The following is a 23,017-nucleotide window of genomic DNA, read 5'->3' on the forward strand; positions in this document are numbered from 1 at the left end:
GCTTAGCGGCTGGTACCGCTAAGCTCCTGGGAAACCTCATGGGTGGGGCTGCCATGCTGGGACTCCTCTGTAGAGGCATGCTGAGGGGCGAGCGGAGCAGGCTCCTGCTCATGCGGGGGAGGAACCCGGGCGCCGCTGAGCACCAGCACCTCGCAGGGAGCATGCTTGAGGACATACTCGACGGCGGGATCAATCTGCTGCAGGCTACCGCGCACGCGCACGGGGCAGTTCGCCACAATAATCAGATCAGCGGCGCTCTGTGTCGCTTCGTAAACAATGGCCGGACCGGCCTGCCGGGCCTTCAGCACCCGCACCGTGAGCGTTGAAGGTGTCTGGCGCGCCACCGAGCGTGCACGCTCTATCAGGGCCTGGACGCGTTCCTCCTCTTCACCCAGCGTTGCGTCCAGGGGCAGCATAAAGGGCACCTCAATCACGGCCAGCGCCCAGACGCTCCCATTGCGGTGGCGGGCCATCTGGAGTGCCAGGGCCAGTGCGCGGTCGGTCTCCTCACTACAGTGCAGCAGCGGCACCAGAATCCGAGTCATCTTATTGAGCGAGCGCACGGCCCGGCTGGCGGTACGGCTTAGCTCGGTCTCGGGAGGCAGATGGAGCATCCAGCCGAGTACCCCGATGATCGAGGCAGCAAACAGCAGGGCGATCAGCACACCGACAGGAGTAATCAAGAGCGGATTGGTTGGAGTGGCTACCAGCATCGCCAGCATTACTACTCTCCTCCCCTGCGTTGGCGGGCATGGGCCAGGCGCCAGGGAGGGAGCAGCTGAAGACGCACCATTCCCAGCGCCACAAAGGCCAGGCCCAGCAGCAGCAGCGTCCAGGCCTGCCAGCCCAGCCAGAGTGCCCGCAGGCTAATGATCATCCCCAAAGGAATAATGAGGACGCTGACCATCTGGCGGTAGCGACCCCGCCAGTCGCGGCTGCTCTGTATTTTCTGCTCTGGCGCCTCGCGAGCCTGAGCCTGAGCTGCGCGGGCCTGTTCTCTCGCTCGGTTTCGAGACCCCCTCATCCTTCCCTCCTTTGCTCCTCTTCACGAGCAGTTGTCATTGTACGTCGACCATTGCCCCGGCTCTCCTGGGATGGTACCGGTACTGACACTACGCGAGCCGTGGGAGGAGCCTGAGATGCTCGTGCCTCTTCGCCAGCAAGATGGCGTTTGCGTGCCAGGTTCTCGCGCAGCTCCTCGACCAGATCGTACTCCTCGGCATCCGCATAGACAGCCAGCTGCTCCTCGGGCCAGTTGCGGGGCACGCTGCCAAAGACTGGCAGACCCGAGCGCTTGCGGTGCCAGACATAGATGAGTAAACCCAGCAGCAACCAGCCTGGCCCTGCCAGCCGTCCGATAGCGTGCGTTAGCACCACCATCACCAGCATGCTGCTGATCCCCAGCAGGCCCAGAATACCTACCACTGGCAGGAAGCGGCTCTCCCCATCTTTCCCACGGAGGCGGATATTCAGCGGCACCTTGAAAGGTCGCGGCGTCCAGGGGTCGACGAAGCGTAGCACCAGCAGCGAGATGAAGACCAGAATATAGGCCGTCGCTGCGCCAAAGGCGTACATATTGCCCAGGACATCGTAGGCATTGGGCGAGAGACCAGCCAGCCACAGCTCCAGCAGAGCGAAGCCCGAGAAGACCACCAGCGTGCGGACGGGGGTGCGGAATTTTGGATGCACTCGTGCCAGTTGCCGCGGCAGCAGGTCATAGCGCGCCATCGAATAGGTGATGCGCGAAGAGCCGAAAACGCCCGCATTCGACGAGATCAGCACCAATGTGGCACCCAGCAGTGCCACGTAGGGACCGGCGACCAGGCCGAGAAAAGGAATATGGCTGGCGAGCCAGGCGATCGGATCGCCGTTATGTTCGGCGAAGGACTGCCAGGGCAGCATCGCCAGTCCCAGGTTCGAGAAGGCCAGGGCGTAGATGAGCACCGTCAGAATCAGGGCGAGCGAGGTTCGCGGTACCACCTTACCAGGGCGAATCGTCTCCTGGCTGGCTTGACTGATCGATTCCAGACCGACGAAGGAGATGATCGCCAGCGAGGCCCCATACGCCAGGTGATAAGGATCGGGCCAGGACTGAGTCATCTGCCGCAGCAAGAGCTGCGGATCAAAGGCGAACAGGAAGCCGAAGAAGAGAATCGTCGACTCGCTGATCACATCCAGGGCGCCCAGCACCTCGTTGAAGCGCGAGGATTCGCGTACCCCGATAATATTGAGGATGGTCAACAGGACCACGAAGATGGTCGCTTCTAGAATGAGCCACGGCTGAACGCCGGGCAGCGTCAGACCTCCCAGATGCAGGTCGACGCGCGTATTCAGGACCGGCAAGAAGAAATTGATGTAGCCAGCAGAGGCCAGAGCGAAGAGCGAGATGTCGATAGTAAAATCCAGCAGGACGGCCCAGCCAGCCACAAAGCCCCAGAAGTCACCCAGGCCGCGCAACACATAGAACTGGCCACCGCCAGCCATTGGATAAGCAGCCGCCAGCTCGGTGTAGGCCAGGCCAACCATCACATAGACCAGGCCGGCGAAAAGAAAGGCCACATTGGTCGCGCCCTGGGCCGCGGCCATCACAATGCCCAGGGCCACATAGACATCGGCCCCCACATCGGCGTAGCCCCACGTATAGGAACCCCAGACCCCTACCGCCCGCCTGAGTCCCGGCCCCACGCTCTCCTGGGCGGTTGCTGGAGTAGTGTGCCCATCGGCCTCAGTGGAGGCGAGTGGCGCTCGCGCTGACTGATTGCCGAGCATGAGACTTCCCTCCTTCTCTGCAGAGCGGAGCCGCGGGAGCTGATCCTTCTCTCGTTCTTTCGCTCGGGTCGAGGTCCCTGCAACTCCCCATCACGCGAGCCAGAAACCTGGCCTCCTCCGTCTTGCAGCCGGCAAGGAGGGAGGGAGTGAAAAGACTGAGTCCCGACTCCTGCGGCTCCACTCTGTGAGAGTTATCCCCATTATAGAAGCGACTGCCTCAAGGAAGGCTCAAGAAAAAGAAGTGCCTGCTCAAAAGCTGCTCAAGATGGCCCCCCTTCTCCCCGGACGGTCTGCACACTGCCGTTGCCCTTGCGCTTTCTTTCTCTAGAAGATAGAATAGGATAGGTTCCACACGTTTTCCTGGTGAGTGGGCGTCGAGAGACCCCCAGGCCCGTGGCCAGCCAGCAGGGCGGGGCGCGGAGCGCTGCGGGATCTCTGCCCCGTTGCCAGCCAGTCTGTCTGCCTGAATCACTCGATCAAGCAAGGGCATTGGCGGCGGGCGGCAACGCAGCGGCTGCCTTCGACCGGCTGCTCGCAGCAGTTATGCTCCTGTGCTGGATCAGCGCATTGGGCCGTGTCGCGCCGCCCATGAGCGCGGCCCTGGACCAAGTCGAGAGAGCGGAGCGCTGGGGCGCGAGGAGCGCCGAAGGCGCAGAGCGCACACGTAACCACCCCCGAGAAAGGTAGCTTAGAGCGGAATGACCATCACAACACAACCGCGCACAATCGGAGAACTACGTGAAAGCGGCTACAAGGTCCTCTCCGTCAAAGAAGAGATGCGTAAAAATCTCATTGAGAAGATGCGCAAAGGAGAGGAACTGTTTCCCGGGATCATTGGCTATGAGGACACAGTGATCCCTCAGATTGAGAACGCGATCCTTTCCGGCCAGGACATCATCTTCCTCGGCGAACGTGGTCAGGCCAAGACGCGCATGGCTCGCAGCCTGGTCAATCTGCTCGACGAGGAGATACCGGTCATTGCTGGCTGTGAAATCAACGATAATCCCTACGCGCCGATTTGCAAAGCGTGCCGCGATAAGGTAGCTGAGCAGGGAGACAAGGTAGAAATCGCCTGGCTCCCGCGGGATCGCCGCTACAGCGAGAAGTTGGCCACACCAGACATTACCATCTCCGACCTCATCGGTGAGGTCGATCCCGTGCGCGTTGCCGAAGGGCGCTATCTCTCGGACGAGCTGACCATCCACTATGGCCTGATCCCTCGGACCAATCGCGGTATCTTCTGTATCAACGAGCTGCCCGATCTGGCCGAGCGCATCCAGGTCGGCCTGCTCAATATCATGGAAGAGCGCGATGTCCAGATCCGCGGGTATAAGATTCGGCTGCCGCTCGATGTCTATGTAGTGGCCAGTGCCAATCCCGAGGACTATACCAATCGTGGGCGGATCATCACGCCGCTCAAGGACCGCATTGGGTCCGAGATCCGCACCCACTATCCGCTCGATATCGAGCATGAGATCCAGATCATGGAGGCGGAGAGCAACCGCTTCCCCACCGATGGGCTAGAGGTCGTAGTACCGCGCTTCATGAAGGAGATCGTTGCGACGGTGACCCACCTGGCCCGGCGCAGCAACGACATTAGCCAGCGCTCCGGCGTCAGCGTCCGTGTTTCGATCACCAACTATGAGAACGTGGTGAGCAATGCCTGTCGCCGTGCCCTCCGGCTGGGCGAGCGCGTAGCGGCTCCGCGCGTGAGCGATCTCTCGGCGATCATCGCTTCTACCAGCGGCAAGATTGAGCTGGATACGGTAGGCGAGGTCAAGGAGGAGCGTGTCGTGGGCCGCCTGATTAATGCGGCGGTGGCGGAGGTCTTTGGCCAGTACTTTGAGCCGCGCGAATTCGAGCAGCTCCTGGCTGGCTTTGAGCGCGGCCTGAGTGTGCAGGTCGGCGATGACCTGCCGGCGATGGAGTACGTCAATCAGCTCTCGCGCGTCGGTGGGCTGAGCAAGGCCATCGATAGGCTGCAGGCTCGCGGGCATCCCGCGACCATTGCTTCGGCGGTCGAGTTCATCCTTGAGGGCCTCCACCTGAATCGCCGCCTCAACAAAGACGAGATGAGTGGCAAGATCCGTTATCGACGCTAAGAGGCTCACTGTGGCTTCCCCTGTCCTGTTACGGACCGCCGCTGAGCTGGGCTGGGCTGGGCTGGGTGCGCCAACCGGCGGGCAGGAGCACGCTGGCGGCGGCTTCGTCCCAGCTGAAACGGGGGGACAGTGGGGAGCAGAGGGAGATTTCCCATGTTGAAGCGCTTTTTCCGAACCCGCTACGGCTATTCGCGCTGGGACGGTACCCAAGAGATCGAGGGACTGGATGCTGACGACATCATGCGCGCCCTCGCAGATGACTACCTGGAGCAGGGTGATCTGCAGCAGGCCCTGCGCCGCCTGATGCAGGATGGTATGCAGCGGCCCGATGGGAGGCGCAATCTCGGTCTGCGCGAACTGCTGGAGCGGCTGCGCTCTCAGCGCAGTCAGCTGCTCAATCGCTATAATATGGCCTCCGGCGTCATGGATGATCTGCGTCAGAAACTGGAGGAGATTAAGCAGCTAGAGCGCGAAGGGATCGAGCGCCGTCTCAAAGAGGCTCGGGAGCTGGCTGAGGCCGAGCAGGCTCGCCAGAGCGAGGCCGGAGATTCGCCCCAGGCCCCGACCGACGAAGATGCCGCCGGCAGCGATGCGCTGACGCCTGAGCAGAAGCGCCGCATGCTAGAGACCATCGCCCAGCGCAAGCAGCAGTACCTGGAGAACTTACCTCGCGATCTGCCAGGACAGATTAAAGCCCTCTCCGAGTACGATTTCATGGAAGAGGCGGCGCGCGAGAAGTTCAATGAACTGCTGGAAAGCCTGCGCCAGCAGATGATGCAGCAGTTTTTCCAGGGCATGCGGCAATCGCTGCAGAGCATGACGCCCGAAGATATCGCCCGCCTGCGCGAGATGATCCGCGAGCTGAATCGCATGCTGCGTGAACGGCAGCAGGGCCTCAACCCAGATTTTGACTCCTTCATGGAGAAGTATGGTGAGTACTTCCCCGGGGTGAATACGCTCGATGACCTCATCGAGCAGATGCAGCAACGCATGGCGGCCATGCAGGCCCTGCTAGAGAACCTCTCGCCGGAGCAGCGCCAGGAGCTGGAGAATCTCATGGAGCAGCTCATCAGCGACGATCGCATCCGGGTTGATCTGATGGAGCTGGCACAGAACCTGCAGACTCTGGCTCCCCTGGACGACTACCGCATGCGCTTCCCTTTCCGCGGGAGCGAACCCCTGCCGTTCAACGAGGCTCTGCGCATGATGGGCCGGTTGCAACAGATGGAGGGCCTGGAGGAGCAGCTCCAGCAGGCGCGACGCCTGGACGATCTGGAGGCCATCGATAGCGAGAAAGTGCGCGAGCTGCTCGGCTCTGACGAGTATCGCTCTCTGGAAGAGTTGAAGGCCCTGATGAAGATCCTGGAGGAGGCCGGCTATATTCAAAGGAAAGGGAACCGCTGGGAGCTGACGGCGCGCGCCATCCGCAAGATTGGTCAGAAGGCCCTCCAGGACATCTTTGACAAGCTCAAGCGCGACGGCTTCGGACGCCACGTCAGTCCTTTCCGCGGTCCTGGTGGCGAGCGTACTGATGAGAGCAAGCGTTATGAGTTCGGCGATCCCTTCTTGCTGGACCTGCAAAAGACGGTCATGAACGCCGTCTATCGCAATGGTACGGGCACGCCGATCAGACTCTCTCAGCAGGACTTCGAGGTCTACCGCACGGAGTTCACGACGCAGTCGTCGACGGTGCTGATGCTCGATATGAGCATGAGTATGATCTATAACGGCTGCCAGCAGGCAGCTAAGAAGGTAGCGGTAGCCCTGGAGAGCCTGATTCGCTCGCAGTTCCCGCGCGACAACCTCTACATCGTGGGCTTCTCGTTCGTGGCGCGTGAGTACAAGCCGGAGGAGCTGATCGAGATTGGGCGCTATGATCATAGCCAGGGCACCAATCTGGCCCACGGGTTGATGCTGGCTCGCCAGCTGCTCTCACGCCATCGCGGGGTCAACAAGCAGATCATCCTGGTGACCGATGGAGGCCCGACGGTCTGGTACGAGGAGGAGCTGGGAGGCTGGCAATTCGCCTATCCACCTAATCCCTGGGCCGAGCAGCAGGCGCTCCTGGAAGTCCAGCGCTGCACGCGTGAGGGGATCACCATCAACACCTTCATGCTTGAAGATGATCGCTGGATGGTCAGCTTCGTCAACCAGATGGCTGAGATCAACCACGGGCGGACCTTCTACACCGATAAGAACAACCTGGGTGAATACCTGCTTGTTGATTATCTCAACAGCAAGCGCAAGCGGATCTCATAATGAGCGAGGCAGAGGAGACGCTGCAAGCTTTTATAGAGCAGCTCTATGCGCAGGCGCCCGAGGCCGCCGCCCAGGCTGATCAGGCCCTGGCCCGTTTCCTGCGCTACCGCGAGGAGCTGCTACGTTGGAATGAGCGTGTGAATCTGACCGCTATTGTCGATCCCGAGGAAGTGCTGACACGGCACTTCCTCGATTCGTTAGCGATCCTGACAGCGGTCGATCCGCCGAGCTGTCGCCTGCTGGATATCGGCAGCGGCGCGGGTTTCCCCGGGCTGCCGCTCAAGATTGTGCGTCCAGCCTGGGCGGTCACCTTGCTGGAGGCGACGGCCCGTAAGGTGGCCTTTTTGCGCCATGTGTGCCAGGTGCTGGAGCTGGAAGGCATCACGGTTGTGCATGGACGGGCTGAACTATTGGGGCGGGACCCGGCCTACCGCGGCGCCTTCGACCTGGTGACGGCGCGGGCCGTGGCCGCCCTGCCAGTCGTGTTGGAATATGCGGCCCCCTATTGCCGGGTGGGTGGCACTATTGTGCTGCCGCGCAAGGGTGATAGCCCCGAAGAGATGGCGCAGAGCCTGCGGGCGGCGGAGCAGCTTGGCCTGACGCTTGAGGCTCAGCTATCGGTCACCCTGCCCGGTCTTGAGGACGGGCGCTATCTCCTCCTCTGGCGCCAGCACCAGCCTTGTCCTCCCCACTTTCCCCGCAACAACGCCGCTATCCTCAAGCGTCCTGCCGGTGAGCGTCTCGGTGAGTGCTGAGGGCCGGTCTGGCTGACCGCTCCCTCAGCACTCACAAGAGGTACAATGAAAGGAAACGCAGAAACGCAAACAAAAGCTCATTTGAGCTTTGAAGGGAGGGGTGTCTTGCACAAGAGCGCGTTGTTGATCGCTTGCGCCACCGCCTGCTGGATCAGGTAGCCGGTCAACGAGTGGGGATCAGCGGGATTGTTCTGGACCGGTGTGCAGATCACAGCCTGCCCGGGAGGTCCGGGAAAGAGCGGGGCAAGCGCAGGAACGAGCGCGACAATATCGTTGGGATCATAGAAATTCTGCCAGGTGGCGACATTGGCAGGAAACGGGTGCTTTTGCCCAGGCGGCACCGGTGGTAGCAGCTCCTGGTAGATGAAAGGACTCAGCCCCAGAGGCGACCCCAGGGTGATGAAGGCGGTAATCGGAATCTCGCGATGCGTGTTGAGGACGTCATAGGCGACGACCGTCCCCAGGCTGTGAGCCACTACAATGATCGAGCGGCCAGCTTGCTGACGCAGGAGCGCGAGCAGACGCCCCATGACCTGGGTCCGTAGCGCGGCGTTATGCAGGTAGAGATCGACATCGCTGACAAAGAGTCGCAGCAGCTCGCGGGGCGCACCCAGAATGTGCTCCAGTCCCTGGAGGATGTGCACCAGGAGTGAGTGCAGCCAGACAAGACCTCCCCCAGTATGGGGCGAGAGCGCTGCTGGAGCCTGCTCTCCTTCAGCACTACCGCTCTCGATCAGTCCCCGTTGGTGCGCTTCACGCAGAATAGCCCGCGCCACATTGATCTGATAGAGCGGGTCTGTCGCTGTGTGAGCCGTGAGCTGGGCACTCGGGGCCGTTGACCCCCGATAGCTGCTTATTTCGCCTGGCCAGGTGGCTACCGTGCTCAAGCGCCGTCCAGCAGCCCCCCCGCTTGCAGGGGCCAGGGCGGCATCCGGGAGAAAGAGGTCGCCATAGAAGGCCAACAGGATGCGCTCACGCCCGATCGCGACTGGCGCCGGGAGTCTCCCCAGGCCCTCCAGTATGCCCCCCTGGAAGTCAGCCAGGATCTGGTCCTTCAAGTGCCACTGTTCGCTTCTTCCATGCACACAGACGATAACGCTATCCACTACTCGTTCTCCTTTTTCTAATGCTTAGACAAGCAGCCGCGCCACGTAAATGTAAATACTCTCTTATTCTATTGTACTGATTCGCAAACATATACATATGCAAAAGCAGTGAGAGCCGAGAGAGGAGAAGATGCTGGGAGAAGGGCATGTTCTCGGGTGAAAGTAAGTGGAGAAGGGCTGCTGAGCAGGAAGGCTTGACAGCAGTTGGGAATAGGGGTACTCTTTTGGGTATTCCCTCACCCTTTCAGGCCGGGTCAGTGCTGGGAGTGGGGTAAGAAGAGCGGTCGCCTGTTGGCCCGGTCCCCACCCTTGGGTTCAGGTAGGTCAGGGCATGGTCTGGAGGCCCGGGCCGGACAGACACCTTGCAGGCGAGCTGCTGGGGTGGCAGAAGGGGAACCAGGCGTTGGGGCCAGGTTCAGCTAGAAGCGGCGACCTGGACGACGCGATTTGCACGCGGGGGGAGAAGTCGTTGGCGTTCTCTGGAGCCGAAAGCTGAGGGAGAGAGCGCAAAACGATCAAGACACTCGGAGCAAGCAGCGATGAAACCACCACGCTTTCAATATTGCGCGCCGCGCCTCCTTGACGACGCGCTGGATCTGCTGGACCGCACTGCTGAGGAGGCAAAGATTCTGGCGGGCGGCCAGAGCCTGATGCCGCTCTTGAATATGCGCCTGGCCAGGCCCGCCTATCTCCTGGACATCAACCATATTTCGGAGCTGCACTATATCGAGGAGGAGACAGACTATCTCGCGATTGGCGCTGTGACTCGACAGCGACAGGTTGAGCGCTCGCCGGCAGTGCAGCAGAAGCATCCGCTGCTGGTCGAGGTCATTCGCCATATCGGCCACTTTCAGATTCGCAATCGCGGGACTGTTGCAGGCAGTATTGCCCACGCTGATCCGGCGGCGGAGCTACCTGCCCTGCTGGTCTGTCTGGACGGCCTGGTGGTGGCCCAAAGTGCTCACGGCGAGCGCCTCCTGCCGGCGGCTAGCTTTTTCCAGGGCTATCTGACCACCGAGCTGCATCCCAATGAGATGGTGACCGAGGTGCGTTTTCCCTGGCTCCCGCCGGCTGCTGGCTGGGCTTTTGCTGAGTTCGCGCGCCGCTCTGGTGATTATGCGCTTGCTGGGGCCATTGTGGTGCTGACGGCAGGGCCTGATGGGCGCTGTAGCTCAGCCCGCCTGAGCTATCTGGGGGTGGCCCCAGTGCCACAGCGCGCTAGCGCGGTGGAGGCGCTGCTCGTTGGCACTACCCTGGACGCAGCCACCCTGGAGGAGGCTGCGGCGGCAGCTCGCACGCTCGTCAGCGAGGAGATGCAAGATATCCACGCTACCGCCGAGTACCGCCGCGAGCTGGTCGCGGATCTCACGCGTCGCCTGTTGCCGCTGGCCTGGTCACGCTGCTCTCAGACTCGCCCCGGGCCGGCCTGAGCTGTCGTCGCCATCAGAGAGGGGTATGCCCACCTGTGCCCGAGGCAGACCGCCCAGCATCTCACAGGCCCCGTCAAGGGGCCATTCCTCTTCTCTGTTCTTTTCTTTTTCTCTTATCTTGTCTTGCATGCAGTCAGTCAATTAATCGATCGACTAAGAGCGCGTGACAGGCCAGAACGAGACAGCAAGCCGCAGCCTCGCTGCCCAAGCGCCCACGCGCAGCCTGCGCGAGAGTGAGCAGGCGTGACCTTGCTCAGAGATCAAGTGGGTCAAGCAGCAAGCGGCCAGGCTGCCTAACCAGCCTGCGAGGTGGGCATCGCGTTCGTTCCAGCCGGCTGGGGGCCTGGCTAGTAACGAGAAAGGGGTTGTTGCCTATGTATGCCTTTGACGAGCCTGGGTCTCCTCCGCAGTTCTGTGAGGAGTACGATCTGACGGTGACGGTCAATGGCTGTCTCTATCAGCGTCGCATCCCAGTGCGTCTGCTTCTCTCAGATTTCCTGCGCCACGAGCTGCACTTGACTGGCACCCATGTGGGATGCGAGCATGGCGTCTGTGGCTGCTGTACGGTACTGCTCAACGGGGAGGCCGTGCGCTCGTGCCTGCTGCTGGCTGTGCAGGTGGATAACATGGCCCTGACAACCATCGAAGGGCTTGCTGGCAGTGCCGAGGAGCTGCACCCTATCCAGCGGGCTTTTCAGGAGAAGCATGCACTGCAGTGCGGCTTTTGTACTCCTGGTTTCATTATGTCGGTCCACGCCTTCTTACATGAGCATCCTGACCCGGATGAGCGGCAGATACGCCAGGGGTTGGCCGGTAATCTCTGCCGTTGCACAGGCTATCAAAACATTGTCGAGGCGGTCAAGCTGGCTGCCCGTTATCTGCGCAGCTCTCAGTCTCAGAAGGAGGAGGCATAAGCGCCTATGGCGACACGCTGGTTTGGTGCTCCGGTTCAGCGCTCCGAGGACCCGCGCTTGCTGCGTGGGCGGGGAACGTACGTCGACGATATCGATTTGCCGGAAATGGTGCACGCCGCGGTTTTGCGCAGCCCCTATGCTCATGCCCGTATCAAGCGCATCGATGCCTCGGCGGCTCGTGCCCTGCCCGGCGTGCATCTGGTCTTAACGGCGGAGGATCTGGGCGAGCTGCTGGAGCCATCGCCGCTGCTGGTGCCACACCCGGCGCTGACGCAGCCGCGTACACAGCTGCCGCTGGCGCGCGATGAGGTGCACTATGCTGGGGCCGCCGTGGCTTTTGTGGTGGCTGAGGATCGCTATCTGGCTGAAGACGCTCTGGAGCTGATCGATGTGGACTACGAGCCACTACCGGTGGTGGCCAGCCTGGAGCAGGCGGCGGCTGAGGGGGCTCCGCTGGTCCATGCCGATGTGCCCGGTAACGTGGCCGCGCATCTGGTGCAACGTGTCGGCGATCCCGAGGGGGTCATGGCTTCTGCTCCCCATGTGCTGCGCGAGCGCTTTGTGATGGAACGCGGCTCAGCCATGCCGATGGAGGGCCGTGGGGTAGTCGCCCGCTGGGACCCACACGAGGGAATGTTAACCTGTTGGATGTCGACCCAGGGGCCGATTCCCATCCGCAATGGCCTGGCGGCCATGTTCCGCCTGCCAGAGCATAAGGTGCGCGTGGTGGCTCCCGATGTAGGTGGTGGTTTCGGCACCAAGATTATGATGTTCTACCCGGAAGAGATCCTGACGCCGCTGGCGGCGCTACGGCTGGGACGCCCGGTGAAGTGGATCGAAGACCGGGCCGAGCATTTTCTCTCGGCGAATCAGGAACGGGGCCAGATTCACGATGTGGAATACGCCTTTGATGACCAGGGCATTCTGCTGGCTGTGCGCGATGTCTTCTTACACGACACCGGGGCCTATACGCCTTACGGGATCATTGTACCCATTATCACAGCCTGTACTCTGCCTGGCCCCTATCGCTTGCGCCATTACTACAGCGAGTTCAAGGTCCTCTATACCAATAAGGTACCGGTCAGCCCTTATCGCGGCGCGGGCCGTCCCCACGCGGTCTTTGTCATGGAACGCATCATGGACCGCATTGCGGCGGAGCTGGGCCTTGATCCGCTGGAGGTGCGCAGCCGCAACTTTATTCGGCCCGATGAGTTTCCCTGGGATGTCGGCCTGGTCTATCAGGATGGCGGGCCTACGATCTACGACAGCGGTAACTACCAGGCCGGCCTGGAGCGCCTCAAGGAGGCTCTGGGATATGAACAGTTTCGTGAGGAGCAGCGGCGGGCACGCGAGCAGGGGCGCTATCTGGGTATAGGGGTGGCCTGCTATGTGGAGGGCACAGGAATTGGTCCTTACGAGGGGGCCCAGGTGCGTGTCGAGTCGGATGGACGAGTCTATGTCTCGACGGGCGTGACGACCCAGGGGCAGGCCCACCAGACAACCTTTGCCCAGATTGTGGCGGATCAGCTGGGGGTCGACCCGCGGGATGTACTGGTAACGACGGGGGATTCACAAGCCTTCTACTGGGGCGTTGGCACCTTTGCCAGCCGGGCCGCCACAGTGGCCGGTTCAGCGATCCATCTGGCAGCGGTCAAGGTCCGTGAGAAGGCCAAGCAGGTGGCGGCAGACCTCTTTGAAGCCTCGCCGGAGGATATCGAGCTGGCCGATGGCAAGGTCTTTGTGCGTGATGCCCCTCACCGGGCACTGACACTGGGTCAGGTGGCCATTGCCTCCAATCCGTTGCGCTATTCTTATGGAGAGAATGCCCGCAAGCTGATGCAGATGCAGCTGGCCGGGCCACGCCCTGGTCCTGCCCTGCCTGAAGAGCGTGGCGGCCCGGGATTGGAAGCGACGGCATTCTATAGTCCCCCGCGCGGTACCTTTGCCAGTGGAGTGCATGGGGCCATTGTCGAGGTCGACCCACGGACAGGGATGGTTACCTTTCTCAAGTATGTGGCTGTGCACGACTGTGGACGAGTGATCAATCCGCTAGTGGTTGAGGGTCAGGTGCACGGAGGAGTGGCCCAGGGTATCGGGGGAGCCTTCTACGAGCGCCTCGTCTTCAATGAAGAGGGGCAGCTGCTCAACGGTAGCTTTATGGATTACCTGCTTCCTACGGTCGAGGAGATCCCCCCGCTTCAGGTTGAGCATGTGGAGACTCCTTCACCGCTCAATCCGCTTGGAGTGAAAGGGGCAGGCGAGGCCGGTACTATTCCGGTGGCAGCCCTCTTTGCCTCGGCCCTGGATGACGCGCTGGCTCCCTTCGGTCTGCGCATCCGCGAGATGCCACTTGACCCCTGCCTCCTGCAGCAGCTGCTCAAAGAACATCAGAATACTTGAAGCGCGTGGATCGCGTGAGACACCGCGATTTGTGAAAAATTACCGGTAGACATTCAGGCGGCGATATGCGATACTCAACCTGGCTAGCCATGCGTGTAAGCCGAGTATGCCAACCAAGAAGAGTGGAGGGTCCTAGCTCATGTCTTCAATGTATCCTCCGTATGGGGGTGGGGCCGCAGGTCAGGTCTGTCAGCGCTGTAGGATGCCGTTAGCTCCAAACGAGATCTATTGCAGCAACTGTGGATACTATAATGCACCGGCTAGCAACCAGCCTGCGCCATCGAATCCAGGGGTTCCCTGGGGAGGAGGGGCTGGAGGCTATCCGCCGACAACCTACGGTCAGCAGTATCCGGGCAGCGGAGTGCCTTCGCAGTGGGGCCAGTCGGCCACTCCTGCTCCGACTCCCCCCCCGCCGTCCTCGCCGGGCTTCAGCGGAGCGCCGGGCTACTATGGAGGGACGCCGGCCTCGCCGCCGCCCTCACCAGGGTACTCTTTCCCTGACCAGGGCAGTGCTCCGCCGTATTCCTCCCCGATCCCGGGCAGTTATCCCCAGGCAGGGGGCTATCAGGTACCGCCCTTGTCGCCTGCTCAGCCGCCGGAACGGCCTCGCAAGGGACCGAATTTTGGCCTGATTGCCTTGATTGCGGTAGTCGTCCTGGCGCTGGTGCTTGGGGGGATCGGCGTCTTTGCTCTTGCCCATCGCGGTGGAGGAACCACAGGAACCCAGACCCCAACACCCACACAGAGCACGACAGTCCCGACTGCTACGCCGCTATTCAGCGACAATTTTGCTAACAACAACCACGGCTGGGATCTGACCAGTGTGCCCGGTCGTTACTCGGTCAAGCTGGGGAACGGGCAGCTCCTTCTGGAAGAGGATAACAATCGCATTCTGCCCGAGTTCGTGCCCGGCAAGACCTTTGATGACTTCAGGCTGGACGTGGACGTTGCTATCACGAAGGGAACGCAAGAGAACAGCGGCTTCGGTATCTATATCCGCGCCTCTGCCAACCAGAATACGGAGCTGGCAACCTACTATCGCTTTGCCATGTACGGCGATTCAACCTACGCGATCTTCAAAGGCATGGTTGATTCCTCGGGTCAGCCACTCGATGACCAGAAGCTGATTGGCTACCTGTCGACCACGGCCCTTAAACCGATTGGCCAGGTCAACCATGTTGAGATTGTCGCCAAGGGATCGACAATGACGCTCTCGGTGAATGGCCAGACGCTCAACAGTGTGACCGACAACAGCTACAAGAGTGGCTCGATTGCCCTCTACGTCTCGAACCTGCCTGATACGCCCAAGGGAGTGGTCGTCGCCTTCTCAAATCTGGCGATCTATCCTGCTTCCTGAGCACGCTGAGATAGCCTGCTCGCCGGCTCATTGGTCTGCGCTTCAGGCCAGGTACTGAGACCAAGGCGAGCGCTGACAGACCGGGACCGGGAACTGGTAGACTGGCGAACTGGCAACGGAGACTGGTGCAATCCTGGCTGTTCAGGCTATTCAAGGGCCTATGCCTCTAGCTGGCGAAGGCGGCGCTGGTGATGAGGGCGACGATGGCCGGGGCTGGTAGACAAGATAGCCGACAAACTGGTAGAGGCGGTAGGTCTGTCTGGAGCCGGGAGAGGAGAGGACATGTCGCTGGAAAAAGCTGGCCTGCTGACGTCCCGTAGTGGCATCGAGCAATCCATTGGCGACAGGAAAGACGTAGGCGGGCGAGGGCGCCCTCTCGACAATCTGACGGTATGGTCCATAGCGGTTAAAGCCGGGGCGCAGCTCGGCGTCGAGAACACTGCAGATGATGCGTTCCTGGCTCAGGAAGACGAGCCAGTTGCAGGTCCAATATTCAGAATAAACCCGTGTGGCTCCAATAGTCTCTAAATCGTGAATTAAGGCCAGACGCCGCTGGTAGTCGGCCTGGGAGGCGGAAATGGCCGCGAAGGTGCGGGCGGTTCCGACCACGAAGGTCAGCGCCACCAGCAACAGGAGGAGCGTCGAGGGAAGCGCCGTGACCATTCTGGCCCCGTGGTCACGAGCGCCGGTGTTGGCAGGGCGGAGCTGCCCCCTGGTCTGGCAGATGTGTTCCAGGGCCTGCGTGCTCCGCTGCCAGAGCGGCCAGAGCAGGACCGGAAGAGCCACCAGGGCGCAGGTCAGGTAGCGGAAGGTGGTCTCTGGTGAGACGGCGGCTACGGGGGCAATGGCGTAAAGGCACAGTGTCAGCCCAACGCTTGCTAGCAGGGCCAGCTGCGTGCACTGGCGAATCGCTTCCTGCCGCGCCTCACGCACCTCTGGTGATTTTCGCCCGACGCTCGCGGGATGCGAGTGAGGAGAGTGATGGCTGAGCCAGGGTAGAGGCACGTACTGAATCCGGTGGAGACGGCGCAGACAGAAGATGGCCGCCAGCAGAGCCAGCACCACATAGGCGATCCCCCAACCCATTTGGGCTGAGACGCAGAGCCAGGTCTGCGACGTCGGTAGTCCCCAGGGCGGGATGGCAGTGAGCGGGCAGCGCGGCTGGTAGCCTGTAGCCCACGGCAGGGCGATGAAGAAGGCTCCGCTGAGCTGATGGAGCCAGTTGAGGTGATGGGCAGCCAGCGTATTGGCGGCATTGTTGCGGATAAAGAGCAGCGTGGCCCACGAGTTCTGGCTCGAAGGGGCGGTCAGATTATAGTACAGCAGCGGCTCCGCCCCGATCATCATCCCCAGGAGCAGGCTCAGGCCCGCGCGCCCCCATAGCTCGCGCCCGCAGAAAAGCACCAGCAGCGCCAGCGCTGCCAGCACGAATGGACCGATCAGGAAGTCAATCCACAAGGCCAGACCGATACTGATCCCAAGCAGGAAATAAAGCGCCACTCGTCCCCAAGCGGGTGATCGGCTCTGAGTGCTACCAGGATGGAAGGAGCATGCCAGCCAGGACGCAAGGAGCAGAATCAGGGGCGCGAACATCAGCATCTCAGGGTATTCTCCCACCGCGCGTAGCTGGAGAAAGAGCACATCCCCCGAGCCAAAGGTAAAGAGCAGGAGGCAGGCGAAGGCGAAGGCTCTGCCGTAGAGGAGGCGCACCAGACCGTAGCTGCTCAGCAGAAAGCCAGCGACAAATGGCAGTAAGGCCAGGCGCAATGTGAAGAGCGAAGGGCCGAAGAGACGGAAGAGAGCGGCGGCGACATATCCTTCGACTGGCCCCATATAAGGTAAGCCGTAGAAGAAGATAGGATGATCGCCCTGGAAAGCGACGTGCAGCGCCACCAGGCCCATGTTGGCCTCATCGCTATTGGTAACAGGCCAGGGGGAGCGAATCAACAGGATGCGTAGCGTCAGAGCGAACAGCAGGATCAGCGCCACAGCAATCCATTCCAGGACAGAGCGGGAGAGGCGTCTGGTATGTTGGAAAGATGGCGATGAGGTAGCGAGCTGGTCAGTGAGCATCGTTCTCTCGGCTCTCCGTTACTGAAGATGGTGAGAAATAGCTGAGACAGGCGGGCAGAGCGTGGGCAGGCTGCACCGCCGGCTCCAGTCCACCAGTAGGCTATCCAGCTAGCTGACACCTCGCCTGTAGGTTGGGCCGCGAAACGCCGGTTGGTTGGTCGATCCTATCGCCTGTACTCTGCCATGTCTCTCCAAGAAAAGAGGAACGAGTTTGACCGGAGGTGGGTCACGTCCCCCTACTTTGCTGCTGAGAAGGCTGGCGCATGCTTGCCAGAGCCGCGGGTATCTCAGGGCGGCACATACGGCCCTTCTGGCAGTCAGGAAGGAAAGGGGGAGGGGAGAGCCAAGGAGGCCAGCCAGTCCCGGGCTGACTGGATCAGGGCCAGTTGCTCAGGGCCTGAGCATAGAGTGCCGGGTCCACGTTGCCGCCACTCACGATACAGCAGACACGCTGACCGCGGAAGCGCTCCGGGTGCAACAACAAGGCTCCCAACGCCAGAGCGCCTGTCGGCTCAACCTTCAGGTTGGCTAGCAGGAAGAGGCGGCGCAGCGCTTCCAGCGTTACCTCATCTGGGACCTCGATGATCTCCTCCACCCCCTGGCGGATAATCTCCCAGTTGAGTCGTCCCAGCGAGAGGGTGCGCGCCCCATCGGCAACCGTCTCCGGCTCCATCTCATTGGAGAGCAGTTGTCCGCTGCGCAGCGAGCGAGCGGCATCGTTGCCAGGCAGCGGCTCGGCGCCGATGATGCGTGTCGGACGGCCAAGAAGGTCACGAGCAATGATCTGACCTGAGATCAGCCCACCTCCTCCGACCGGTACCAGCAGCACATCGACCTCTGCCTGGCGCAGGATCTCCTGCCCGAGGGTCGAATTGCCCGCGACCACGCGGTAATCGTCATAGGCTGGGGCAATGAAAGCCTCGGGCTGTTCGCGGGCCAGCTGGGCTACGCGCTCCTGACGGCTGACACGGCGTACATCGGTCAGCTCGACTCTCCCTCCATAGGACTGGACGGCTTCGATCTTCACGCGGGCTGCTGTCGAAGGCATGACGATCGTCGCCGCTTTCCCGAGCAAGCGCGCAGCGTAGGCCACCGCCTGCCCGAAGTTCCCAGAGGAGGCGGCGATAATCTGCCGCTGAGGAACGCTGGCCAGCAGATGGTAGGCGGCACGGAATTTAAAGCTGCCCGTATATTGAAAGGTCTCACTGGCGAGCAGCAGCTGACAGCCCAGGGCTTCGGAGAGACGGGGAACCGGCAGCAACAGCGTAGGACGCAGATAGCGTGGCAGCCTTTGCCACACCTCTTCAACGTAGGCTGAGGTCAACTCGGGGGCCAGGTCGTAGCTGTGCATAGCGCGTGTACACTGCTTTTCTGGGCCGATCGTCAAGATTGCCAATGAGCAAAAGAAAAGACAAGAGGAGCGCCGCCCTAATGGCCTTCCTTCCCTGCCAAGGCGGCAGGATGGGATCGCAGCAAAGTATCTCTACGACGCTCCTTCTATCATTGTATCATTGCGGACTGATGGAGGACAAGGTACCTCTGCCGTAGCTGCTCAGAGAGGCTGGCCTCCTCCTTTCGCGCTCGGGTTGGGGAATCAAAGCCAGAGCCGCGGCGCGGCTCTGGCTGTTGAGCTGTGTCTGGTGGCAGGGCAAGCGTGTCCCGCCCACTCTCCCCTTTCTTGTTCCATCGACTCAGGACAAGGCCAGGAAGCTGCTCTGAGTCAAAGCCAGGCGAACGAACAAGCGAGGCTACGGGTGCTGCTCTGGAGGCTCTGGTTCCAGCGAGTGCTCGCCTGCTGGACTCAGTCCCACTGCCGCATCGGCTGTCACCGCCTCCTCTGGCTCTGGCGCTGGCTCACGCAGGATCTGGTAGAGGATAATCGACCCGAAAGTAGCCACACCGATGGCGCTCAGCTGGAAGCTTCCAATATTGAGCGCCAGATTCCCGGCCCCTACGATCAGGGCAAAGGCCACGGTGATCAGATTGCGGCTCTTTGAAAAATCCACGCGGTTCTCAACCCAGATGCGTCCACCAGTAGCCGCAATCAGACCGAAGAGCACGATCGCCAGGCCCCCGATCACTCCAGAGGGGATGGTCATGATCAAAGCGCCGAACTTCGGACAGAAGCCCAACAAGATGGCGACGACAGCGGCAATGATGAAGATAGCGGTAGAGTAGATACGAGTGACTGCCATCACACCAATATTCTCGGCGTAGGTTGTCACTCCGGTACCTCCACCAAAACCGGCGACAATGGTAGCCAGGGCATCACCCAGGAAAGCACGGCCCAGATAGCGATCCAGATTGCGCCCTGTCATAGCCGCTACAGCCTTCACGTGACCAGTATTCTCGGCCACCAGGATGACTGCCACCGGGGCGATCAGCGCTATGGCACCGGGTGAAAAGGTTGGCGTTGAGAAGTGGGGGAGGCCGATCCAACTTGCCTTCTCCAGTCCAGAGAAATCGATTGGCTTGCCCAGGTGCAGGCCATTAGCAAACAGCAGGTAGATCAGATAGCCGATGATACCGCCGAGCAGAATAGGTAAGCGACGCAAGGGACTGGGAAGAAAAACGGCCACGAAAGCGACCGCCAGCACGGTAATGAGGCCCATCCAGGTGTCGAAGGCAGAGCCGCTAACATCGCTCACGGCCACCGGGGCCAAATTCAACCCGATGACAGCGACGACAGCGCCAGTTACAACCGGGGGCATCAAAATATCGATCCAGCGGTAGCCGGCGGCAATCACGATCAAGGCAATGATACCGTAGACTACCCCAGCGGAGATGATACCGCCCAGCGCTACCCCGATGTTAGGATTGAGGCCCGGACCGTGGAAGCCGCTGGCGAAGCCAGTGGCGGCCAGCACCACGGCGATAAAGGAGAAGCTAGAGCCAAGATAGCTCGGCACTCGCCCGCCCACGACTAGAAAGAAGAGCAGCGTTCCAATGCCTGAGAAAAAGATGGCCGTGTTCGGATCGAAGCCCATCAAAATTGGAGCCAGTACGGTCGAGCCGAACATAGCCAGCACATGCTGCAGCCCTACCAGAATGGACTGTCCCCAGGGAAGGCGCTCATCGGGTGCAATGATCCCCTCGGTCTTGAGCGTCCAACCGCTGAAATAGCCGCGTTTCTCCGCGGTGTCTCCTGTCGCCATGTGGAAAACCCTCCTCATAGAAACAGTTGGCCAAAGGTGGATGCCAGACTCGATAGAAAGAAAAAGAGGGTAGTTTGTAGAAGAATGCGCTACCCGGAGTGTGAGCGAAGCTCTGAGATGATTGAGGTTGCGACTAGATCGGTGGGACTATATGTGAGCGCTGTGGCCTCCTTTCTGGCACCTGCGCGGCGGGCACAGCTGGCAGGAGTGACCGCGGACCGAGCAGGCAGGGCCTATTTCCCTAGATTATACCCTATTCTGACCCCAAATGCGAGACATCACCTGGGGCTACAAGCAGGCCAACCTGGCTCGCCTAACGCTCGTCGGCCAGAGCGAGAGGGGAGGTCGATGAGAAAGGAGGGAGTCATCTACCTCCGCTGGCAACTGGAAAGCGGAGGCTGGCGGCTCTCGCCTGTACGATGCGATGGTTTTCAACAGACAATGGTTGCCCCTCCCGGCAAATCCTTGTCCCCGATCGCGACCCTCCTTCAGCTTCTCACCTGTAGTGGAGACGGCTCTAACGCCTCCATCCCTGGTTGACGTGGCGCTGCTTGGGGCCAGTGGATCGGTCGAGCCTCGCCGTCCGGAGCGACTGGCGGCTTGCGTGATAACACCCAGGACGATGCTCGGGAAGTCCTCTGGTAAAGGTGCATTGCTCTTCCTCCCGAAGGCAAAGGGCTTCCTAGGCCGATCCCTGGTGAGGCGTCCGGCGCCTCTTTCTGTCCTGTGCACTGGGCAGGTGAGGGCTGCTCTGCTAGAATAGGGGAAAAGCCTGGCACAGAGGACGAAGGCATTGCGCACCAGGTGCCAAACAGAGCAGTCATCAGAGCACTGCCGAGCTGTGTGCCTGGACAAGACAGCCAGAGAAGGGCATGAGGCCATCTCGTGATCAGCAGCCAGAGAGGAAGGATCGAAGAAACGTGAGAAACAGCCAGCTGAAGCGACAGAGCAGCGAGACCCTGAGCGGTCAGCTGAGCCACGGTGAACCCCGCTCCGTCAGAGAGGCCATCCTGACCGCCGCTGTCGAGCTATTTGCCCGCTACGGTTACCATGCGGCCCCACTGCGCGACATCGCGCGTATGGCCGGCATTCAGGCAGCCAGCATCTACTATCACTATGCCAACAAGCAAGCACTGCTTGTTGAGATCATGGAGACCTACATGCGCCACCTGAATGCCAATCTGGAGCGCATCATGCGTGAGCAATCGGGGCCGCTGGAGCGGCTACGGGAGGCCATTGCCAACCACATCCGTCTCCACACCAGCTTCAAGAACGAATTCTTCATCATCGACACCGAGATCCGGGCCCTGGAAGGCGCCAACCGTGACTACATCATTGCCCTGCGCGACCACTACGAGCGCCTGATTCAAGAGATCCTGCGTGATGGCATGGAGCGGGGAGTCTTCAAGCGGAGCGACATCAAGGTCACCTCCTACGCCCTGATTGCTATGTGCACCGAAGTCGCCACCTGGTTCCGTCCGGGCGGGCGACTCAGCGTGCAACAGGTCATTGACCTCTACAGTCAGCTCATTCTCCAGGGTCTGCTCTGCGAGGGAGATCCCGAGCGAAGGCCGGTGGAATCAGAGCATACTTCACCCCCTGCTTCTGGAGCAGCAGGTGAAGGGCCGTCACGGCCTCAGCCAAGGGGAAGCGAGCTGTGATGAGAGCTTCGACCGGGATCTGCCTGCCGGCGATCAGCTCCAGGGCGCGCGCGAAGTAGGTAGGAGTATGGTGGAAGACCCCCTTGAGGGTCAGCTCATCGTAGTGCAGCGGGCGTGTCTCCAGCGAGATATGCGTTCCAGAGGCGCATCCACCGAAGAAATTGACCAGGCCTCCGCGGCGCACCAGGGAGACTGCCAGTTCCCAGGTCTCGGGTGTACCCACGGCCTCGATTACCACATCGGCTCCACGCTCCTCGGGCGTAGCAGCCCGTAGCAGAGCGCGCTGCTCCTCTAAGGAGAGGGCGCCGGTCTCAAAGACCTGCTCGGCGCCGAAATGGCGGGCGAGGGCCAATCGCTGCTCGCCATGTCCGCTGACCAGGACCCTGGCCCCCATCAGACGGGCGGCTGCTGCCAGCAGCAGGCCCAGGGGGCCAGCGCCGATGATCAGTACCGTGTCACCGGGCTGAATCTCGCTCTCCTCAACGCCGTGCAGGGCGCAGGCCAGCGGCTCCGTCAGGGCAGCCGCTGTAAACGAGAGGCCCTGCGGTAGGCGATAGAGATTGCGCTGCACAATGCGCGCCGGAACCAGCAGGTACTCGGCGTAGGCTCCATTCAGCAGCAGCAGATCCTCACACAAGCTATAGCGACCACGGCGGCAGTAGAAACAACGATCGCAGGGAGCGGAGTTTGCCGCAACCACGGCATCGCCCTCCTTCCAGCCCTGCACCCCTGGGCCGACAGCGGCCACGATACCCGCGGCCTCATGGCCAAAGCCTGCGGGTGGGTGCTTGAACAACAGAGGATGCCCGCGTACGTAGGTCTTGACATCGGTACCACAGGTAGTAGCCGCCGCAATCTGCAGAACAAGCTCGCCGGGGCCTGGCTCAGGGATAGGACGCTCCTCCAGTCGCACATCGCCCGGCGCATAGAACATCGCCGCCAACATCTGTCCAGGCATAGCGTATAACTTCCTCCCTTACCTCTCACGTTGCAGCTCGTTTCATTGTGGCCTCTCGGTGGGGGCCTGTCAAGGGGC

The 23,017-nt window shown here is 61.2% G+C and carries 15 protein-coding genes and 1 pseudogene; 8 read left to right on the forward strand and 8 right to left on the reverse strand.

Features of this window, described 5'->3' with window-relative positions; genetic code table 11:
* Window positions 1-2: 2 nt before the first annotated feature.
* The 3 genes from IRZ31_RS10130 to IRZ31_RS10140 are packed head-to-tail and all read right to left on the reverse strand — an operon-like array spanning window position 3 to window position 2,769.
* Window positions 3-722 (reverse strand): universal stress protein, encoded by a 720-nt coding sequence (locus IRZ31_RS10130; protein WP_297153025.1) that lies wholly within the window; start codon window positions 720-722, stop codon window positions 3-5.
* A 2-nt stretch (window positions 723-724) separates the two neighbouring features.
* A complete protein-coding gene (locus IRZ31_RS10135) occupies window positions 725-1,024 on the reverse strand; it encodes a TMEM128 family protein (RefSeq protein WP_297153028.1) in 300 nt (99 codons plus the stop codon).
* A complete protein-coding gene (locus IRZ31_RS10140; protein ID WP_297153030.1) occupies window positions 1,021-2,769 on the reverse strand; it encodes an APC family permease in 1,749 nt (582 codons plus the stop codon). Before IRZ31_RS10140 ends, IRZ31_RS10135 begins: the two co-directional genes overlap by 4 nt.
* 698 nt (window positions 2,770-3,467) lie before the next feature.
* On the opposite strand from IRZ31_RS10140, the gene IRZ31_RS10145 reads away from it, so the two are divergent.
* The 3 genes from IRZ31_RS10145 (at window position 3,468) to rsmG (ending at window position 7,885) form a co-directional block, all read left to right on the forward strand.
* Window positions 3,468-4,871, forward strand: coding sequence for a sigma 54-interacting transcriptional regulator (locus IRZ31_RS10145; RefSeq protein WP_297153032.1), 1,404 nt, complete (start codon window positions 3,468-3,470; stop codon window positions 4,869-4,871).
* A 153-nt stretch (window positions 4,872-5,024) separates the two neighbouring features.
* On the forward strand, window positions 5,025-7,130 hold the full coding sequence (locus IRZ31_RS10150) for a VWA domain-containing protein (RefSeq protein ID WP_297153034.1): 2,106 nt from the start codon (window positions 5,025-5,027) through the stop codon (window positions 7,128-7,130).
* Window positions 7,130-7,885 carry a 16S rRNA (guanine(527)-N(7))-methyltransferase RsmG gene (rsmG, locus tag IRZ31_RS10155; RefSeq protein ID WP_297153035.1) on the forward strand — a complete coding sequence of 252 codons (756 nt, stop codon included), beginning with the start codon at window positions 7,130-7,132 and terminating at the stop codon, window positions 7,883-7,885. The genes IRZ31_RS10150 and rsmG overlap by 1 nt, the downstream gene beginning before the upstream one ends.
* A gap of 77 nt (window positions 7,886-7,962) precedes the next feature.
* Here rsmG and IRZ31_RS10160 read toward each other — a convergent pair whose 3' ends face one another.
* Window positions 7,963-8,991 carry a hypothetical protein gene (locus IRZ31_RS10160; RefSeq protein ID WP_297153036.1) on the reverse strand — a complete coding sequence of 343 codons (1,029 nt, stop codon included), beginning with the start codon at window positions 8,989-8,991 and terminating at the stop codon, window positions 7,963-7,965.
* Window positions 8,992-9,530: 539 nt separating this feature from the next.
* Between IRZ31_RS10160 and IRZ31_RS10165 the strand changes: the two genes are divergently transcribed.
* The 4 genes from IRZ31_RS10165 to IRZ31_RS10180 all read left to right on the forward strand — a co-directional run bounded on the left by IRZ31_RS10165 (window position 9,531) and on the right by IRZ31_RS10180 (window position 15,092).
* On the forward strand, window positions 9,531-10,421 hold the full coding sequence (locus IRZ31_RS10165; RefSeq protein ID WP_297153037.1) for a xanthine dehydrogenase family protein subunit M: 891 nt from the start codon (window positions 9,531-9,533) through the stop codon (window positions 10,419-10,421).
* 374 nt (window positions 10,422-10,795) lie between these two features.
* Window positions 10,796-11,335, forward strand: coding sequence for a (2Fe-2S)-binding protein (locus IRZ31_RS10170; RefSeq protein WP_297153039.1), 540 nt, complete (start codon window positions 10,796-10,798; stop codon window positions 11,333-11,335).
* Window positions 11,336-11,341: 6 nt separating this feature from the next.
* Window positions 11,342-13,735: an aerobic carbon-monoxide dehydrogenase large subunit gene (cutA, locus tag IRZ31_RS10175; protein ID WP_297153041.1), complete on the forward strand. Its 2,394-nt coding sequence runs from the start codon at window positions 11,342-11,344 to the stop codon at window positions 13,733-13,735.
* Window positions 13,736-13,874: 139 nt separating this feature from the next.
* Entirely contained in the window at window positions 13,875-15,092 is a 1,218-nt protein-coding gene (locus IRZ31_RS10180; protein ID WP_297153043.1) for a family 16 glycoside hydrolase, read from the forward strand.
* A 150-nt stretch (window positions 15,093-15,242) separates the two neighbouring features.
* Here the strand turns inward: IRZ31_RS10180 and IRZ31_RS10185 are convergent, their stop codons facing one another.
* The 3 genes from IRZ31_RS10185 to IRZ31_RS10195 form a co-directional block, all read right to left on the reverse strand.
* Entirely contained in the window at window positions 15,243-17,165 is a 1,923-nt protein-coding gene (locus IRZ31_RS10185; RefSeq protein WP_297153045.1) for a hypothetical protein, read from the reverse strand.
* Window positions 17,166-17,541: 376 nt separating this feature from the next.
* On the reverse strand, window positions 17,542-18,516 hold the full coding sequence (locus tag IRZ31_RS10190) for a threonine/serine dehydratase (RefSeq protein ID WP_297153047.1): 975 nt from the start codon (window positions 18,514-18,516) through the stop codon (window positions 17,542-17,544).
* 397 nt (window positions 18,517-18,913) lie between these two features.
* Complete coding sequence (locus IRZ31_RS10195) at window positions 18,914-20,320, reverse strand: solute carrier family 23 protein (protein WP_297153048.1); 1,407 nt, start codon at window positions 20,318-20,320, stop codon at window positions 18,914-18,916.
* Window positions 20,321-21,192: 872 nt separating this feature from the next.
* Here IRZ31_RS10195 and IRZ31_RS10200 point away from each other — a divergent pair.
* Window positions 21,193-21,804, forward strand: a pseudogene (locus tag IRZ31_RS10200) (TetR/AcrR family transcriptional regulator); the annotation flags it as partial.
* Window positions 21,805-21,847: 43 nt separating this feature from the next.
* Here IRZ31_RS10200 and IRZ31_RS10205 read toward each other — a convergent pair.
* Window positions 21,848-22,939: an alcohol dehydrogenase catalytic domain-containing protein gene (locus IRZ31_RS10205; RefSeq protein WP_297153050.1), complete on the reverse strand. Its 1,092-nt coding sequence runs from the start codon at window positions 22,937-22,939 to the stop codon at window positions 21,848-21,850.
* Window positions 22,940-23,017 lie beyond the last annotated feature (78 nt).

It is taken from the genome of Thermogemmatispora sp. (assembly GCF_019683635.1).
Taxonomy (GTDB): Bacteria; Chloroflexota; Ktedonobacteria; order Ktedonobacterales; family Ktedonobacteraceae; genus Thermogemmatispora.

Bases quoted from the DNA above. Each gene is read 5' to 3' on its own strand.
- IRZ31_RS10130 (WP_297153025.1), bottom strand. From the start codon at position 722: ATGCTGGCGATGCTGGTAGCCACTCCAACCAATCCGCTCTTGATTACT.
- IRZ31_RS10135 (WP_297153028.1), bottom strand. From the start codon at position 1,024: ATGAGGGGGTCTCGAAACCGAGCGAGAGAACAGGCCCGCGCAGCTCAG.
- IRZ31_RS10140 (WP_297153030.1), bottom strand. From the start codon at position 2,769: ATGCTCGGCAATCAGTCAGCGCGAGCGCCACTCGCCTCCACTGAGGCC.
- IRZ31_RS10145 (WP_297153032.1), top strand. From the start codon at position 3,468: ATGACCATCACAACACAACCGCGCACAATCGGAGAACTACGTGAAAGC.
- IRZ31_RS10150 (WP_297153034.1), top strand. From the start codon at position 5,025: ATGTTGAAGCGCTTTTTCCGAACCCGCTACGGCTATTCGCGCTGGGAC.
- rsmG (WP_297153035.1), top strand. From the start codon at position 7,130: ATGAGCGAGGCAGAGGAGACGCTGCAAGCTTTTATAGAGCAGCTCTAT.
- IRZ31_RS10165 (WP_297153037.1), top strand. From the start codon at position 9,531: ATGAAACCACCACGCTTTCAATATTGCGCGCCGCGCCTCCTTGACGAC.
- IRZ31_RS10170 (WP_297153039.1), top strand. From the start codon at position 10,796: ATGTATGCCTTTGACGAGCCTGGGTCTCCTCCGCAGTTCTGTGAGGAG.
- cutA (WP_297153041.1), top strand. From the start codon at position 11,342: ATGGCGACACGCTGGTTTGGTGCTCCGGTTCAGCGCTCCGAGGACCCG.
- IRZ31_RS10180 (WP_297153043.1), top strand. From the start codon at position 13,875: ATGTCTTCAATGTATCCTCCGTATGGGGGTGGGGCCGCAGGTCAGGTC.
- IRZ31_RS10185 (WP_297153045.1), bottom strand. From the start codon at position 17,165: ATGCTCACTGACCAGCTCGCTACCTCATCGCCATCTTTCCAACATACC.
- IRZ31_RS10190 (WP_297153047.1), bottom strand. From the start codon at position 18,516: ATGCACAGCTACGACCTGGCCCCCGAGTTGACCTCAGCCTACGTTGAA.
- IRZ31_RS10195 (WP_297153048.1), bottom strand. From the start codon at position 20,320: ATGGCGACAGGAGACACCGCGGAGAAACGCGGCTATTTCAGCGGTTGG.
- IRZ31_RS10205 (WP_297153050.1), bottom strand. From the start codon at position 22,939: ATGCCTGGACAGATGTTGGCGGCGATGTTCTATGCGCCGGGCGATGTG.